General features: G+C 35.2%; 20 protein-coding genes. 11 read left to right on the plus strand and 9 right to left on the minus strand.

Features of this window, described 5'->3' with window-relative positions; translation table 11 throughout:
• The 3 genes from C1T31_RS07535 (at position 1) to C1T31_RS07545 (ending at position 3,635) form a co-directional block, all read left to right on the plus strand.
• Positions 1 to 984, plus strand: a complete 984-nt coding sequence (locus C1T31_RS07535) for a carboxypeptidase-like regulatory domain-containing protein (protein WP_165780087.1) — start codon at positions 1 to 3, stop codon at positions 982 to 984.
• Complete coding sequence (locus tag C1T31_RS07540; RefSeq protein WP_103051884.1) at positions 977 to 1,330, plus strand: DoxX family protein; 354 nt, start codon at positions 977 to 979, stop codon at positions 1,328 to 1,330. The genes C1T31_RS07535 and C1T31_RS07540 overlap by 8 nt, the downstream gene beginning before the upstream one ends.
• 262 nt (positions 1,331 to 1,592) lie before the next feature.
• The gene (locus C1T31_RS07545) at positions 1,593 to 3,635 is read left to right on the plus strand and encodes a hypothetical protein (protein WP_123912642.1); all 2,043 of its coding nucleotides are present in this window, start codon (positions 1,593 to 1,595) and stop codon (positions 3,633 to 3,635) included.
• Positions 3,636 to 3,894: 259 nt separating this feature from the next.
• Here C1T31_RS07545 and C1T31_RS13990 read toward each other — a convergent pair whose 3' ends face one another.
• The 6 genes from C1T31_RS13990 to C1T31_RS07570 all read right to left on the minus strand — a co-directional run bounded on the left by C1T31_RS13990 (position 3,895) and on the right by C1T31_RS07570 (position 7,081).
• Positions 3,895 to 4,080, minus strand: coding sequence for a hypothetical protein (locus C1T31_RS13990; protein ID WP_123912643.1), 186 nt, complete (start codon positions 4,078 to 4,080; stop codon positions 3,895 to 3,897).
• 3 nt (positions 4,081 to 4,083) lie between these two features.
• Positions 4,084 to 4,311 carry a hypothetical protein gene (locus C1T31_RS07550; protein ID WP_103051886.1) on the minus strand — a complete coding sequence of 76 codons (228 nt, stop codon included), beginning with the start codon at positions 4,309 to 4,311 and terminating at the stop codon, positions 4,084 to 4,086.
• A gap of 66 nt (positions 4,312 to 4,377) precedes the next feature.
• Positions 4,378 to 5,280 (minus strand): TIGR01777 family oxidoreductase, encoded by a 903-nt coding sequence (locus tag C1T31_RS07555; protein WP_103051995.1) that lies wholly within the window; start codon positions 5,278 to 5,280, stop codon positions 4,378 to 4,380.
• A gap of 159 nt (positions 5,281 to 5,439) precedes the next feature.
• The gene (gene mnmD / locus C1T31_RS07560) at positions 5,440 to 6,114 is read right to left on the minus strand and encodes a tRNA (5-methylaminomethyl-2-thiouridine)(34)-methyltransferase MnmD (RefSeq protein WP_103051887.1); all 675 of its coding nucleotides are present in this window, start codon (positions 6,112 to 6,114) and stop codon (positions 5,440 to 5,442) included.
• Between the two features lies 1 nt (position 6,115).
• Positions 6,116 to 6,559 carry a hypothetical protein gene (locus C1T31_RS07565; protein WP_103051888.1) on the minus strand — a complete coding sequence of 148 codons (444 nt, stop codon included), beginning with the start codon at positions 6,557 to 6,559 and terminating at the stop codon, positions 6,116 to 6,118.
• Entirely contained in the window at positions 6,560 to 7,081 is a 522-nt protein-coding gene (locus C1T31_RS07570) for a DUF4920 domain-containing protein (protein WP_103051889.1), read from the minus strand.
• 116 nt (positions 7,082 to 7,197) lie between these two features.
• Here C1T31_RS07570 and C1T31_RS07575 point away from each other — a divergent pair, with 116 nt between their 5' ends.
• Entirely contained in the window at positions 7,198 to 8,268 is a 1,071-nt protein-coding gene (locus tag C1T31_RS07575) for a branched-chain amino acid aminotransferase (RefSeq protein ID WP_103051890.1), read from the plus strand.
• Positions 8,269 to 8,299: 31 nt separating this feature from the next.
• Here C1T31_RS07575 and C1T31_RS07580 read toward each other — a convergent pair whose 3' ends face one another.
• Positions 8,300 to 8,686 carry a pyrophosphohydrolase domain-containing protein gene (locus tag C1T31_RS07580; RefSeq protein ID WP_103051891.1) on the minus strand — a complete coding sequence of 129 codons (387 nt, stop codon included), beginning with the start codon at positions 8,684 to 8,686 and terminating at the stop codon, positions 8,300 to 8,302.
• A 37-nt stretch (positions 8,687 to 8,723) separates the two neighbouring features.
• Here C1T31_RS07580 and C1T31_RS07585 point away from each other — a divergent pair, with 37 nt between their 5' ends.
• The 3 genes from C1T31_RS07585 to crcB all read left to right on the plus strand — a co-directional run bounded on the left by C1T31_RS07585 (position 8,724) and on the right by crcB (position 10,376).
• On the plus strand, positions 8,724 to 8,909 hold the full coding sequence (locus C1T31_RS07585) for a hypothetical protein (RefSeq protein ID WP_103051892.1): 186 nt from the start codon (positions 8,724 to 8,726) through the stop codon (positions 8,907 to 8,909).
• 72 nt (positions 8,910 to 8,981) lie between these two features.
• Positions 8,982 to 10,004: an SRPBCC family protein gene (locus tag C1T31_RS07590; protein WP_103051893.1), complete on the plus strand. Its 1,023-nt coding sequence runs from the start codon at positions 8,982 to 8,984 to the stop codon at positions 10,002 to 10,004.
• Positions 10,005 to 10,376, plus strand: coding sequence for a fluoride efflux transporter CrcB (gene crcB, locus C1T31_RS07595; protein WP_103051894.1), 372 nt, complete (start codon positions 10,005 to 10,007; stop codon positions 10,374 to 10,376). It begins immediately after the preceding gene.
• On the opposite strand, the gene C1T31_RS07600 is transcribed toward crcB, so the two are convergent.
• Entirely contained in the window at positions 10,373 to 10,975 is a 603-nt protein-coding gene (locus C1T31_RS07600) for a DUF1684 domain-containing protein (RefSeq protein WP_103051895.1), read from the minus strand. The two genes, crcB and C1T31_RS07600, sit on opposite strands and share 4 nt — an antisense overlap.
• 229 nt (positions 10,976 to 11,204) lie before the next feature.
• Here C1T31_RS07600 and C1T31_RS07605 point away from each other — a divergent pair, with 229 nt between their 5' ends.
• Positions 11,205 to 12,422 carry an MDR family MFS transporter gene (locus tag C1T31_RS07605; protein ID WP_103051896.1) on the plus strand — a complete coding sequence of 406 codons (1,218 nt, stop codon included), beginning with the start codon at positions 11,205 to 11,207 and terminating at the stop codon, positions 12,420 to 12,422.
• Complete coding sequence (locus tag C1T31_RS07610) at positions 12,415 to 12,924, plus strand: four helix bundle protein (RefSeq protein ID WP_103051897.1); 510 nt, start codon at positions 12,415 to 12,417, stop codon at positions 12,922 to 12,924. The genes C1T31_RS07605 and C1T31_RS07610 overlap by 8 nt, the downstream gene beginning before the upstream one ends.
• Positions 12,925 to 12,926: 2 nt before the next feature.
• Here the strand turns inward: C1T31_RS07610 and C1T31_RS07615 are convergent, their stop codons facing one another.
• Positions 12,927 to 13,370 carry an Lrp/AsnC family transcriptional regulator gene (locus C1T31_RS07615; RefSeq protein WP_103051898.1) on the minus strand — a complete coding sequence of 148 codons (444 nt, stop codon included), beginning with the start codon at positions 13,368 to 13,370 and terminating at the stop codon, positions 12,927 to 12,929.
• Between the two features lie 118 nt (positions 13,371 to 13,488).
• On the opposite strand from C1T31_RS07615, the gene C1T31_RS07620 reads away from it, so the two are divergent.
• Positions 13,489 to 13,884: a hypothetical protein gene (locus C1T31_RS07620; protein WP_103051899.1), complete on the plus strand. Its 396-nt coding sequence runs from the start codon at positions 13,489 to 13,491 to the stop codon at positions 13,882 to 13,884.
• Between the two features lie 42 nt (positions 13,885 to 13,926).
• Entirely contained in the window at positions 13,927 to 14,547 is a 621-nt protein-coding gene (locus C1T31_RS07625; RefSeq protein ID WP_103051900.1) for a hypothetical protein, read from the plus strand.

A 14,547-nucleotide genomic window follows, 5' to 3' on the forward strand; every position in this document is an offset into this window, starting at 1 on the left:
ATGATTTTAAAAAGAATTGCCCTATTAAATTTTGTTCTGTTAACATGGGTTTCCTATGCGCAAAAAACAACTATTCTAGACCAAGCGTCTAAAACACCCATTGCCTATGCCACCATTTCATTTGGTGACGGACAAGGTATTTTTGCTGATGACGAAGGTGCTTTTGTGTTTACTAAAAAACTCTATCCCGATGTCGATACCCTGTACATTTCGGCATTGAGTTATAAGAATGTAACCATTCCAACTGCAGAATTACCAAAAACTATTTTACTGGAAGAGGAAATCAGTCAATTAGATGAAGTGGTCCTGATTGCCAACAACCGGAAATTTAAGGAAGAAACTATGGAACCGTATCTGGATGATGATTATTACCATTGCTGGTTGCCAACCATAGAATCGGAGATTGCGGTTTATTTTTCCAATCCCAATGACAAACTTAAGAAATTAAGTACCGTTCATTTTCCCATCACTCTAGAGTCTCGGGACTGGGAACAACGCAAAAAGAAAAACGCCGACAAAAAACCGTTTTCAACCTTGTTTAAGGTCAAGTTTTATAAAAACAACAACGGCAAACCCGGCGAGGTTTTGGTATATGATAATATTGTATTTAGAGCCACTGAAAAAGATGGCGATTCCTATGATTTAGATGTGACTGACAACAATATCATCTATCCCGAAAATGGATTCTTTGTATCCTTACAGGTATTGGGTTACACGGATGAAGCTGGCAAACTGTTGCCCAACAAAAAATACAAGGAACTAAAAGGTCGGGATGGTGGTATCGTAAAAATACCCACCAATTTCAGACCGTTATTACCATTTACCAACGAGATTGAAACCTACAACACCTTTATAAAACGTGTGTTTATAAGTGGCAACGACTGGGTGCAGTTTAAACCCGGTAGTATGGACTCCAGTTTGCTTAAAACCGGACTCACCAATTACGGCATTGGTATCACCTACAAGGTTTATAAAGATGAATAACCCCTGGCATCTATATGCCATGGCAGCACTGTATATAGTGGCAGGCATCATGCACTTTGTCAAACCCAAAATGTATATGCGCATTATGCCACGGTACTTACCAAACCACAAAACCTTGGTGTTTTTAAGCGGTTTGGCCGAAATCATTCTGGGTGCTGCACTACTATTTAAAGAAACAAAGGCTTGGGCTATTTACGGCATTATGTTAATGCTCACGGTATTTTTGTTGGTCCACTTCTATATGCTATCAGGCAAAAAAGCCAGTGCAGGCATTCCCAAATGGATTTTAATACTCCGTATACCATTACAGTTTGTCCTGATGTATTGGGCTTATGGGTATTTGTAATTTGAATTTATCAAAAAAATTAAACTTGTATTGAACTTACCTGCATTGAGGTGTCACATTGAGCAAGCCTGCATCGAGCGAAGTAGAGATGTCGAAATGCTCTCGAAACGCGTTTCAGTATCTAAAATCACTTGTACCAACTACCAAACCACTCCAATTATTCATAAAACCGGCTCGGGTTGTAAGATTTTTAGCTATTTTTAGGGGAATAAATATAATGGGAATAAACACAATGGTGTTTATCCAATTGTTGTACACAATTATGACAAAATCAATCTACATATTACTATCATTACTAATTTCAGGAAATATTTTCTGTCAAAATTCAATAATTAGCGAAAGTGATATTCCAAAACTTGATTCTATCATAAGAAACTTGGAAAAGAATTACAATCAAAGTGAAACACCTAATTTTTACTCACTACCACAGACATCAGCTAGTTATTTCGAAATCAAAACTAAAGACCCAAAAAATTTTCTTGCTGAATTAAAAAAATCAGAGAATCCGGAACAACTACAAAATAAATTCAAAGGACTACAAGTTGACAATGATTTACTGGTAATAAAAAACGTTTATTCTGATTATAAAAATGAAAAGAAATTAGAAATAAAATCTTTTGAAATTGCGAACAATCAAAACCACGGCATTAAACTATCATTTAATGATTCCCTTAACCAAAATAACTTAAAACATTTTCACTCAAGTTATACAAACAAAAGGGATAGCATAACCACAATTCGTGGCTTTTATTTGAATAATGAATTTAAATCAATTAAACTTCCAAAAAGACTTTCGGATTGGATTAACTACGCTGATTTAATAGTAAGACCAGAAACCTCTATTTTTTATGATAGTGACAATAAATCAAAGGGATTTAGAGCATATAAAAGAACTATCATTGACTCATTAGTAAATTATTACGAACTAAAAACCAACAAACCACCTTACAAAAAAGAGCAAGATTTCATTACCCGAAGAAAGGAATTAAATGATTGGCAATCTAAAAAAGAAAAATTTGCAGATAGTCTTTATACTAATGACCAAAATTTCAAAAAACTCTTATTTGAAGCGTTAGAATATGCAGAAGAAAATAAAGTTTCTAATGGAGATTTAGAGGACTTTACCGCACATTTAATTTCCAAAAAAAGAGCTTTGGAATTAATGAGACAAAATAGACAGGTTGGAACTTGCAGTTTCGATAATGGTCCAATCATTCAACAAAAAAGGATTGCAAGTTTGGCTTCCAAAACTCAAAATTGGGACGTTTTTATTAAGTCATTCTTAAATGTGATGAATGATAACGTTTCCAGAAATGCAAATAGTAATATTGCTTCAAACGCTAGAAAAACTTATATCGAAGAGCTTGCAAAACTTGATTTAGATATTGATAAAATCTTATTGGGTTCCAATGTTAGAATTGAAGATGCAACTCGAAAACACTATTTTTCAGATGGTAGCAAAATCGCAAAAGCATATGCTAACCTAAATTCTGACAAACAAGAATATTTCGAGAATAAAACTTTCGAAATAATTAAAGACAAAGAAATTGATGCTTTCAATAAACTTCATTTTTATAATACGCTCAAAAATTTCCAATACTTCGTTAAAGACAGTATCAAAAAAAATCAATTAGAAAAACATATTGAAAATCTAATTCCATTCCTTCCAAAAGAGATAAAATCAAGAATTGAAAACCCCAACAAACAATTATACGATTTGCTTTATCGTGAAAAGCAAACGTTGGATAGCTTTGAAATCAAATCCTCAATAATCGCAAATATTTATTCTTACAGTTTCGGCGGAGACTGTTGGCAAGCGGAACTTATTGACAAAAACTCTGATGGAAAAATTATTTACGACTTAACAATGGCAATCGGAGATGAAATAACGCCACTTCAAAATTTTATTGACAAAAAAAGCAATTTGAAATCTAGTGTTGAGGAACATTCATTCTTACAGAAAATTATCAATGATAATAAAGAGAATAGGGTTTACATAAAATTCACAACCGACAAGTCATTTGTTAATCACAGAAACAGAGTGACCGAAGATATGCCAAAGGAATTAGTAGACGAATTGGACTTTGAAAATGCAATTTCTCTATATGTGTCATTTCCGAAAAGAAAATATGTGCGCTTTGTTTTATTAAATAATGGAAACTTATTGATGTTAGGGATTCCAAAGGGTTTTGAATTGTTAGACTATAAGTTCGAGGAATTAGTGACTAAAGAAGAAAAATCATTCTTATCGACTTCTTATAAAAGTTTTAAATTGTTTGATGAGAAAGGAAAGATGTTGAATTAAAAATAACTGTGTACAACATTGGCTATAAACAATTGGGGCGAAAGTGATAAAACGAAATAACAAACATGTTCCACTTTTGATTGGTCATGTTAGACCTTTGATTGACCATGTTCTACTTTTGATTACTCATGTTCCACTTTAGATTGACTATGTTCTACTTTTGATTGACCATGTTCTACTTTTGATTAGTCATGTTCCACCTTTGATTGACCATGTTCCACTTTTGATTGAATATGTTCCACTTTTGATTGACTATGTTCTACTTTAGATTGACCATGTTCCACCTTTGATTGACCATGTTCCACTTTAGATTACTCATGTTCCAGCTTTGATTGGCTATGTTCCACTTTAGATTACTCATGTTCCAGCTTTGATTGGCTATGTTCCACTTTTGATTAGCTATGTTCCACTTTTGATTGACCATGTTCTTCTTTAGATTGACCATGTTCTATTTTAGATTGGTCATGTTCCACTTTAGATTGGTCATGTTCAACCTTTGATTGAGCATTCTATAGTTTTGATTAACCGTTCCCGACTTCTGATTAAGCATTCCAGAGTTTTGATTAAGCATTCCAGAGTTTTGATTAGCCACTCCAGAGTTTTGATTGACCGTTCTAGAGTTTTGATTAAGCGTTCTAGAGTTTTGATTGGTCGTTTCAGACTTTTGATTGAGCATTCTCGTAAAGTTTTGCAACATGCCAACCCACTTGAATATTAATCCATAGAAGTAAGGGTTGAAAAACTACAGCAAATCTTCCAAAGCAGGTTTTAAATTCACAAATTGAAACTCAAAACCAGTATTTTCAATTTTTTTAGAACTCACCCGTTGGCTTTCAAATAAGAGAATATGCATCTCGCCCAATACCAGTTTCATCATCACTTTTGGGATATTGGGTAATATTAAAGGGCGTTTTAAGGTACTGGCAACCGCTTTTGTCAGTTCCGTATTACTCACCGGATTTGGTGCTACGCCATTAAAGACACCAACCAATTGATGCTGTGCTACATACATAAAGATACCTGCCAAATCCTCAACATGTATCCAGGATTGCCATTGTTTACCACTGCCAAAAGCTGCTCCCATTCCAAACTTGGTGGGCTTGACAATCTGTGGCAAGGCACCTTCTTGGGCATCCAACACCAAACCAATACGCACTTTGGAAACTGTGATATCCAACGCTTTAAAGGCATCTGTTTCTGCTTCCCATTTTTCAACAACGGCTCCCAAAAAACTATTGGAATATTTTGGAAAGTCCTCTTCGTAATAATTCGTCAAAGAATCTGGGTACGCACCAATGGCACTCGCCGAAATCAACTGTTTAACAGTATGTTTTGTAGTAGAAAGTTTGCTGTAAAGCAATCTTAAGGTGTCAATGCGACTATCCAAAATCGTTTGCTTGTAGGATTCCGTCCAGCGTTTGGCAATACTGGCACCAGCCAGATTGATGATGGTGTCCACACCATCAAAACAGGCTTCATCGATTACCTGATCTTTGGGGTTCCAATAAAAGCCTTTGTAAGTATTTGAGTTTTCGATTTTAGATTTGGAAGTCGTTAAATAATGAACCACCCAACCCTTTGCCAAGCATTGCTTTACAATAGCTTGACCAATTAAACCCGTTGCTCCTGTAATAAGAACCTTCATAAACATTTTTTGTAAAGATACGGATTAGTTTACCCAAAGAGCATTGGTTTAATTAAGGTTTAACAGATTTAACGGTTGTTAACAGTAAATCAAATACTCCGCTTAAATTTAGCTAATTCTTAATTGCTCGAAGCATTTGGCTCGCAAGCTCACCGAATGTTAAGAGCTTTTTCTAGCTCTTAACATTTCTCTCTTACCAGGAGGGCCAGGTAAGCGTTCTACCTCAAAACCTACGGCTTGCATGGCACGTCTCACGCTACCTTTAGCCGAATAGGTCACCAAAACACCTTGAGGTTTTAATGCCTGGTACATTTTTGAAAAAATGGATTCGGTCCACAAATCAGGTTGCACGCGTGCGCCAAAAGCATCAAAATAAATTAGATTAAAAGTATCTGTATCGGAAATATCCTGAAAAAATTGCTGACGTTTGGTTAAGGTGAAATTGGGTGATATCGATTTAGGAACTTCCCACTCCTGCGCATGCATACTTAAAAACGTTTGGCTATCATTTCCAAACAGTACATCATATTGCAATTGATTAATCTCGTCTTGCGAGACAGGATAGGCTTCGACTCCCACATAGTTAATAGATGCATCTAGTTTTTGAGCTTCTTGAAAAGTCAGCATCGCATTGAGCCCCGTTCCAAAACCCATCTCAAGAATAGATACAGGTTCGGAAATCTTACCATGATCAATCACATGTCGCAAACCATGCTTAATAAAGACATGAACCGCTTCTTGGTATGCACCGTGAATGGAATGGTACTGCTCGTTCCAATCTTCAATTTGTATGGTCTTGGAACCGTCAGCAGTCGTAATGATTTTACGTTTCAACCTATTTAATTAGTAGCTTTTGAATACGTGGAATTGGGCCTGTACATTCGGTTTGATGACAGGAAATACAAACATTTACAGCATTATTAAATCGCTCTTCCACAGGAACTTCAGAATCCTCATTGAAAATTTCGCGTTCGGCATTTAAAAACACATTGGAAAAACTCTCAAAAACCTCATTACGATCTTTAAAATCAGACAACTCGGCTGTATGGATTTTCATGAAATCCATCGGGAATTCGGTTGGTGTTTTGCCGTCCAGAATATCTTGTTTAACCTTGAGGTTGTGCGCATACATCTGGTTCATGAGATTGGCCATTTCAGACGGCTCATACATATCATAAACAATCTTGTCATTATCAGAAGTCTCTACAGGCTCTTCAGCCTTATTTTGACAACTAAAAGCAACAACCAGAAGACATAATATTACTGTAAATTGTTTCATTTATTCTTCAATCAATAGCACACCATCGGCCATAAATGAATAGGTACGCTTTGGTTCGGTAATAGCGGCTATTTCTTCTTCAGATTTTCCTGCGTCTTCAGCATAGTGACGTTGCTCTTCAACAGAAACTTCAGAAACATAAGCTTGACCTCTCATAATAACGTCTTTACCTGCTATGTTCTTTGGCATAAAGAAACCATAATCCTTAAACTTCACCATCACTTCTTCATCATTACCTAAATCTACACGCATCCAACAACCTTTGGCCTGGCAAACCTCATTGACTTTTCCAACCAATTTAGCAGCTGTGCTATCTCCTACTTGCATAGCCTTAAATTTTTCTGACATTTCCGCCATGCTCACAGCATCATCGGCTTCAATTTTTTCACCAAAAGAAGCATAAGCAACCTCTTGACTTTCAGTTTCAGTAACTTCAGTAGTCTCAACTTCAGTAGCTTTAGGTTCATTCTTACAAGAAACCACTAAAAATACTAGCAATAAAAGGGACAATATGTTTTTCATAATTCTAAATTTATTTTTTAAAAATTTGCCCAAATATACAATTTATTTAAGGAAATATTATGTTTTTTATAAGGGCTAAATTAAGTACTTTTGCATGACCAAAAAACGTAATTAAAATGATAGAAGCAGACATTCACGAAATCGATATAGTAAAAGCAGAAAAAACAAAAATTCATGATGTAGATTTTGACAACATCAATTTTGGTCGGATTTTTACAGACCACATGTTTTTGTGCGACTTTATTGATGGAAAATGGCAGCAGCCTCAAATAATGCCATACCAAGCTATGTCCATTGATCCTTCAGCGCGCGTGTTTCATTACGGCCAAGCTGTATTTGAAGGCATGAAGGCCTATAAAGATAACAATGGTGAGGTTTTTCTATTCAGACCAGAAGACAATCATAGTCGTATTAATAAATCATCTGCCAGAATGGCCATTCCAGAATTTCCTAAAGAATATTTTATGAATGGACTGTTAACACTTCTTAATCTCGATAAAGAATGGGTTAAGCCAGGTGTTGGTAATTCTCTATACATTAGACCATTTGCCATAGCAACTGATTCGGCTATTGCAGCGGCGCCTTCAAGTAATTATAGATTCATGATTATTTGCTCGCCAGCCAAAGCATACTATACTGGAAAGGTACGGGTATTGATTGCTGAAAAGTACAGCCGTTCTGCCGATGGTGGTGTTGGTTTTGCAAAAGCAGCAGGAAATTATGGTGCGCAATTCTATCCAACCAGCTTGGCTCAAGCCAAAGGATTCCAACAAATTATTTGGACGGATGCTAATTCACATGAATATTTGGAAGAAGCTGGTACCATGAATATTTTCTTTAGGATAAATGATAAATTAATAACTGCTCCTACCAGTGACAGAATATTGGATGGTATCACCAGAAAAAGTGTTATTCAATTAGCCGAAGACAATAATATTGATATGGAAGTAAGACGTATCAAAGTGGAGGAAATAAAAGAAGCTGCCAGAAATGGCTCCTTAAAGGAAATTTTTGGTACAGGAACAGCCGCAGTCATTAGCCCAGTTTCTGCCTTTGAGCATGCTGGAACGACTTATGAAATTCCAGATTTAGATGATTCTTATGCAGCGATGTTCAAAAAACAATTGCTCAATATTCAACATAATCTATCAGAAGATAAACATGGATGGCGATATCCAGTAAAATAGAAAAAAGCAGCCAAATGGCTGCTTTTTTTAATTATTTATTGAGAATTTCTTCAATATGAGGTTTAAAGTAATTAGGGCCTTTTAGAACCTTACCATCCTCCCTGTAAATAGGCTCGCCATTTTCACCCAACTTGCTCATGTTACTGCGTTGAATTTCGTCAAAAACTTCTTCAATTTTATGCTGCAATCCATGTTCAATAATGGTTCCACATAATATGTAAAGCATATCACCCAAAGCATCGGCAACCTCAACTAAATCATTGTTATTGGCCGCTTCTAAATATTCTTCATTTTCCTCACGCATTAATTTATAACGTAACATGTTCTTTTCCAGACCCAAATCGGCTTTCGGAGTCTCTCTATGCCCAATTTTAAAGGCTGTGTGGAATGCTTTAACAGCTTCAATTTTATCCTTCATCAATATATTTTAATTAAATTTGCATAAAATTAAGGATATGTTCACAAAAGGTCAATTAGTTTTTGGGATTTTATTTGCCATTGTTTTTGTAGTGGTACTCATTTACGCCTACAGAAAGGATATCCAACTTCACAAAAAGTACTATAAAGGCAGTATTTGGGTTTTGATTGCTTTTATTTCCTTTATATTGTTATTAGTTACCATTAAATGGTTGTTTCAATAAAATAGCTACAACACTCTAATTGAAACCATACCGTTAATTTCATTATATTTGATATACTTAACAATCAAACTAATGAAAGCAATCAAATACCTTCTCTTTGCCATATTAATTCTAGTAATTGGTATATCTATCTATATTGCCGTTCAACCCAATTCATTTGAGGTGAAAAGAACACGGACTATTAACGCTCCTTCAGCTGTTATTTACAATAATGTTATTGATTTTAAAAATTGGGAAGCTTGGTCGAGCTGGGTAGAAAAAGATCCTGAAACGGTTATAACTTTGGGTGATACCACTGCTGGTGTTGGAGGTTCTTACAGTTGGGTAGATTCTCATGGGTTAGGAAAAATGACCACATTGGCAACCAATCCAAACCAATCCATAGAACAGGAATTACAGTTTGAAGATTTTGAACCTTCTAAAATCACTTGGAATTTTGAACCAACTGATGATGGTAAAACCAATGTCACATGGAAAATGAACAGTGAAAAAGTGCCATTTATGTTCAAAGCAAATGCACTATTAAAAGGTGGATTTGATAATATGATAGGTCCCGATTTCGAACGTGGATTGGAAAAATTAGATAGTCTCATTGTGGAATCTATGATGAAATATTCTGTTAAAGTAGATGGTATAGCCAATCATGGTGGCGGTTATTTCATTTACAATACGACATCGTGTAAAATGGATGATATTGAAGCAAAAATGACCGAAATGTTGTCAAAAATTGGCAGCTACGCTATGAAAAATCGGATTGCTATGGCTGGAGCACCTTATGTTAATTACCACAAATGGGATGAAGCTAACAATGCGGTTATATTCTCATGTTGCATTCCCACTACCAATCAAGTAATTACTACCGAAAGCGATATTTTAAGTGGTCAACTAGAGCCATTTAAAGCAGTCAAGACAACCTTAAAAGGTAATTACACCAACTTAAAAGAGGCTTGGGATGAAACTTTTAAATATATTGAAAACTATCAACTGGTTCCCAAAGAAACTGGGCCTATGCTTGAAGTTTATCTAACCGATCCAGAATCCAAACCCAATCCAGCCGATTGGATTACGGAAATTTATATTGCAATTGAGGAATAAATGAAAAACCTGCTTCTCGTTTTTCTTGGTGGTGGCGTAGGAAGTGTTTTACGATACGTCATTGGTAAGTTCTTAAATAGTCATGAATCTGGCATTCCATATGGTACGTTCGCTGCTAATATTTTAGGTAGTTTTCTCATTGGAATCATACTAGGTTTGGCAGCAAAAAACGACACCCTTAACTCCAACCAAACGCTGTTTCTAGCAACAGGTTTTTGTGGTGGATTTACCACATTCTCAACATTTGCTTATGAAAACCATATTTTATTGAAGTCTGGTGATTTTACCAGTTTTGCAATCTATACCATTGCAAGTTTTATTTTAGGTTTTCTGGCTGTATTTTTTGGAATGTATGTCGTAAAGTTTGTTTAATGTTTTTTAAATGTTTTAACGCCTGCTTCAATTTTGGTGTCTAAATAATTCTCTCTGGGAACAATGGGACAGGAATATTTTTCGTTGTAAGCACAATACGGATTATAAGCCGTGTTAAAATCAATGGTTAAATTATGCCCCTTTGGAATACGACATTCCACATAACGGCCTCCAGCATAGCTTGTCTCACCATTGGTGCTATCTAAAAAAGGCAAAAACAAATAATCCTCATATCCAGGTTCCGACAATAACCCAATATTCTGATAGATATTCAACTGATGATTTTCACCATGAAGTTTAAATGAAACAACCCCATACTTGACATATTCAGGCAAACGCTCTGTTGTAGTTTTCATTTTAAACGGTTTTTCATTTGGGGTCCTTGTTAATGTTGCATGAACCACATAAATGGAATCAAACTTAAAAAAATCGAGTCCCTTAAATGTCTTTCGATCCTTATCTTTTAAAGGTGATTTTGAAGCATCTTTAAAATTGGCATTCATTTCACGTTGCCAATCGGTTTCTCCTGTAATAGGCTCTTTTTTTTGAGCGCAAGCACTTACGGAAATAATCAAAAAAAGGACAAAAAGTTTTTTCATTTTTTATTTTTTTCGTTTTCAAAAATACAACTTAAAGTTTTTTTACCTAGTTTTGGTTAACAAATAGAAAAATTATGCAAAACTGCATCGTAACATATACTAAAAGACAGACCTCTTGGATTGAGAGTTGGGCTAGCTATATATTATGATGATATAAAAATACAAATAAACAATATAGAAAAGTCCGACGATATCGTCGGACTTTTTACTTTTATAACAATCAATCAAAATGAAAACTTTATTCAACAATTACTTAAACACGTTTAAAGGACTTTCTCGAGAAGTGTGGTGGTTAGCACTAATCACTTTAATCAATAGAGCTGGAACCATGGTTATTCCATTTCTATCACTCTACCTCACAACCGACTTAAACTTTACATTAAATCAAGTTGGATGGGTTATGTCAGCTTTTGGATTTGGATCTGTAGTTGGCTCATGGTTAGGTGGAAAACTGACAGATACCATAGGCTATTATAAAGTTATGGTTAGAAGTTTGTTGACAACGGGTATTTTATTTATTGGTTTGCAATTTTTAAACACATTTACTGCCATTTGTATAGGCATCTTTTTGGTTATGTTGGTTGCTGATATGTTTCGTCCAGCTATGTACGTGGCATTAAGCGCATACAGCAAACCTGAAAACAAAACGCGTTCCGTAACATTGATTCGCTTGGCAATAAATTTAGGTTTTTCAGCAGGTCCTGCTTTAGGAGGCTTAATTATTATAACCATGAGTTATAGTGGTTTATTTTGGGTTGATGGCATTACCTGTATTCTGGCTACCATTTTATTGATGAAAGTATTGAATCCTAAAAAAGCGAAAACAACGGACAACGTCATCAATGAGAATCCGCAATCAGCATACAGCGATAAAGCATTTTGGATTTTTCTAGCATCCATGACGGTATTTGGTATTATATTTTTACAATATTTTTCTACTATGCCAATTTACTATAAAGATATCCATGCTTTAACAGAATTGGAGATTGGGTTGTTATTAGGATTGAATGGTGCCTTTATTTTCATATTGGAAATGCCATTAATTAAATGGTTGGAAAACACAAAATATTCTAAAACGTTTCTCATGTTAGTTGGAGCTTTTTTAACAGCAGCAAGCTTTTTGGTCCTAAATCTTACTTCCTGGGTTGGTATCTTGCTAGTGGGTATGTTATTTATGACGGTTGGTGAAATGATAGCCTTTCCATTTTCCAATGCATTTGCCATGGAACGTGCCAAAAAAGGGAATCAAGGAGAATATATGGCTTTATACACCATTTCATTCTCGATAGCCCATATTTTTGGACATAATGCTGGTATGCAATTAGTAGATCACTTGGGATTTGACAATACCTGGTACATTATGACAGTACTTGGTATAATTTGTGCTTTTTTATTATGGATATTAAAGCGATATTTAAAAGCTAAAAATGAATTGAGTCATGAATAGACCTTGGGAAAACTCACCGATATTTCAAAAAGCAGAAAGTATCAGAAAACTTGCTGATTCTATTGTTGAGATAGCCATGGAGTCCGAGATGTTTTTTGAAACTGAAGAAGATGGCAAAATGATTGATAATAGCATAAATTATCTCGTTGATAATTCACTCATCATTCCTGCGAATATTGCCGAAGTTTGGGATGAGGAAACACCCTATGATTTAAAAATGGAGAATGCTACGTCTATTAGAATGGCAGCCAGAGAGATTCTATCCTCCTTAATGATACTTGAAGACTTTGGCTTTAAGGATATCGAATACCTTAACGTGCTTCGTGAAGAAATGGAAGAATTTCGCGTGTTATTTGCCGAGTGGGTTAAAACATTTGACCCTTGGAACTATATTATTGACCGTTGGGGTTTGTTCAATCCGCCTGGAGTAAACTATGACGATCCAAATCCCGATGATGACATTCATTTTAATGGCGATGAAGATGATATTGATGAGGACTAACCTTATTTTAATGGCTTAACCGGATTGTGCTTCACAACATGTGATAGCACAATCTGCGTTTTCGCTTCACCATAAACAATTAATTGATCTATGAATGTTTCCAGATGTTTTTGGTTTTTTAAAACCACTTCCATGACAATGTTCTCGTTTCCGGTAATTCGGTAACAATTGATAACCTCATCATAAGTCTTAACCTTTTCCAAAAAGGGCTTTAACATACCCATAAAAGCACGAATGGTAATAAGGGCTTTTAACTGATAACCAGCCTCAAAGGGTGAAACAGTTGTATGATAATCCTGAATAATTCCCAAATCTTCCATTTTCTTGATACGCTCTGAAACAGCTGGCGAACTTATCCCAACCTGTCGTCCAATTTCTGCATTGCTCATACGCGCATTTTTTTGCAAACAACCAAGAATCTTCCAGTTCAACGAATCAATACTCATTTTAAATAAAAATGTCTTAAAATAATTAATAATTAAACCAAATATACAATTTTACATTAAATATTAAAGAATAAATTCAGCATTAGTAAGTAATTTTGATAAAATTGCTATTATAAACATGTTATCAAACGCGCCATCAAACTTGTTCCATTCGCCTATATATCAGAAGGCTATGGAAATCATTATCCTATCCAGAAGCATTTCTACTTATTTAAATCAAGATTTAAATGGATTACTTCCTAATGGTGCAGAAGACGACCATATTTACTTTTCAGGAGATATTGTGCAGCAATCCGTGTCATTGGCTCCTGAAATTGAAAAAGCAGAACAGGAACGCTACACAGAAAAAAAACACAAGCACATTGCCTCTATTAAGCGTCTAACATCGCTCTTAAACAAAAATGTAAAACGTTTGGAAAACTGCAATAGTAATGGTAAGGATTACCTGCCTTTGTTACGTTCTGAACTACAAAAATTCAAAAAATTACAACACACCTGGATGTTGACTCTTTAGTGCGCTTTTCCTATATTTAACATGAATCTTTAACAGATATCCATGAAACATATCTTATGGGTTGTTTTAACGACAATTAGCCTTTCTGCGTTTTCCCAACATATTAAAATTGACAAGAAAAAACTGGAATTTCTAAAAAACGAAACCCATGTTCTGGTTAAATTCAAGTATGATAATCTATCATTTAATGCTGATAATCTTTCGGAAATAGTTTTTATTGATTATTTCGAGGAAAAAATGGCCTCCAGACAAAAGGATAGCACAGGTTGGACCCATGCCTATTTTAAACATAAAGACTCTTTATGGCAAGAGGCTTACGTTTCCAAGCTCAATGAAACATTAGAGCGTTATCAAGCGCCAATTTTTTCTTTAGATGAATCCTTGAGCACGAATTATTACATGCTGGTTGAAGTGTCATGGATTTATGCAGGATATGATATAGGCATTGCAAAATCGCCTTCAAAAGTTAAATTAAAACTTCACATCTTTGAACAGGATACCAAAAAGAAAATGACAACCATTCCTGTCGGGATAACCACAGCCGATAATGACAAGGAGGACAACGACAGTGAATGGACCTATTTGAGGCGTATTCAAAATGCCTTTACTATTTCCGGGTTTAAATTGGGTATTGCTCTAAAAAGAGTGTTTGATAAAAAATAA

Source organism: Hanstruepera neustonica (assembly GCF_002895005.1).
GTDB classification, from domain to species: domain Bacteria; phylum Bacteroidota; class Bacteroidia; order Flavobacteriales; family Flavobacteriaceae; genus Hanstruepera; species Hanstruepera neustonica.

Coding starts and splice junctions, on each gene's coding strand:
- C1T31_RS07535 (WP_165780087.1), top strand. CDS start 1: ATGATTTTAAAAAGAATTGCCCTATTAAATTTTGTTCTGTTAACATGG.
- C1T31_RS07540 (WP_103051884.1), top strand. CDS start 977: ATGAATAACCCCTGGCATCTATATGCCATGGCAGCACTGTATATAGTG.
- C1T31_RS07545 (WP_123912642.1), top strand. CDS start 1,593: ATGACAAAATCAATCTACATATTACTATCATTACTAATTTCAGGAAAT.
- C1T31_RS13990 (WP_123912643.1), bottom strand. CDS start 4,080: ATGGTCAATCTAAAGAAGAACATGGTCAATCAAAAGTGGAACATAGCT.
- C1T31_RS07550 (WP_103051886.1), bottom strand. CDS start 4,311: ATGCTCAATCAAAAGTCTGAAACGACCAATCAAAACTCTAGAACGCTT.
- C1T31_RS07555 (WP_103051995.1), bottom strand. CDS start 5,280: ATGAAGGTTCTTATTACAGGAGCAACGGGTTTAATTGGTCAAGCTATT.
- C1T31_RS07565 (WP_103051888.1), bottom strand. CDS start 6,559: ATGAAACAATTTACAGTAATATTATGTCTTCTGGTTGTTGCTTTTAGT.
- C1T31_RS07570 (WP_103051889.1), bottom strand. CDS start 7,081: ATGAAAAACATATTGTCCCTTTTATTGCTAGTATTTTTAGTGGTTTCT.
- C1T31_RS07575 (WP_103051890.1), top strand. CDS start 7,198: ATGATAGAAGCAGACATTCACGAAATCGATATAGTAAAAGCAGAAAAA.
- C1T31_RS07580 (WP_103051891.1), bottom strand. CDS start 8,686: ATGAAGGATAAAATTGAAGCTGTTAAAGCATTCCACACAGCCTTTAAA.
- C1T31_RS07585 (WP_103051892.1), top strand. CDS start 8,724: ATGTTCACAAAAGGTCAATTAGTTTTTGGGATTTTATTTGCCATTGTT.
- C1T31_RS07590 (WP_103051893.1), top strand. CDS start 8,982: ATGAAAGCAATCAAATACCTTCTCTTTGCCATATTAATTCTAGTAATT.
- crcB (WP_103051894.1), top strand. CDS start 10,005: ATGAAAAACCTGCTTCTCGTTTTTCTTGGTGGTGGCGTAGGAAGTGTT.
- C1T31_RS07600 (WP_103051895.1), bottom strand. CDS start 10,975: ATGAAAAAACTTTTTGTCCTTTTTTTGATTATTTCCGTAAGTGCTTGC.
- C1T31_RS07605 (WP_103051896.1), top strand. CDS start 11,205: ATGAAAACTTTATTCAACAATTACTTAAACACGTTTAAAGGACTTTCT.
- C1T31_RS07610 (WP_103051897.1), top strand. CDS start 12,415: ATGAATAGACCTTGGGAAAACTCACCGATATTTCAAAAAGCAGAAAGT.
- C1T31_RS07615 (WP_103051898.1), bottom strand. CDS start 13,370: ATGAGTATTGATTCGTTGAACTGGAAGATTCTTGGTTGTTTGCAAAAA.
- C1T31_RS07620 (WP_103051899.1), top strand. CDS start 13,489: ATGTTATCAAACGCGCCATCAAACTTGTTCCATTCGCCTATATATCAG.
- C1T31_RS07625 (WP_103051900.1), top strand. CDS start 13,927: ATGAAACATATCTTATGGGTTGTTTTAACGACAATTAGCCTTTCTGCG.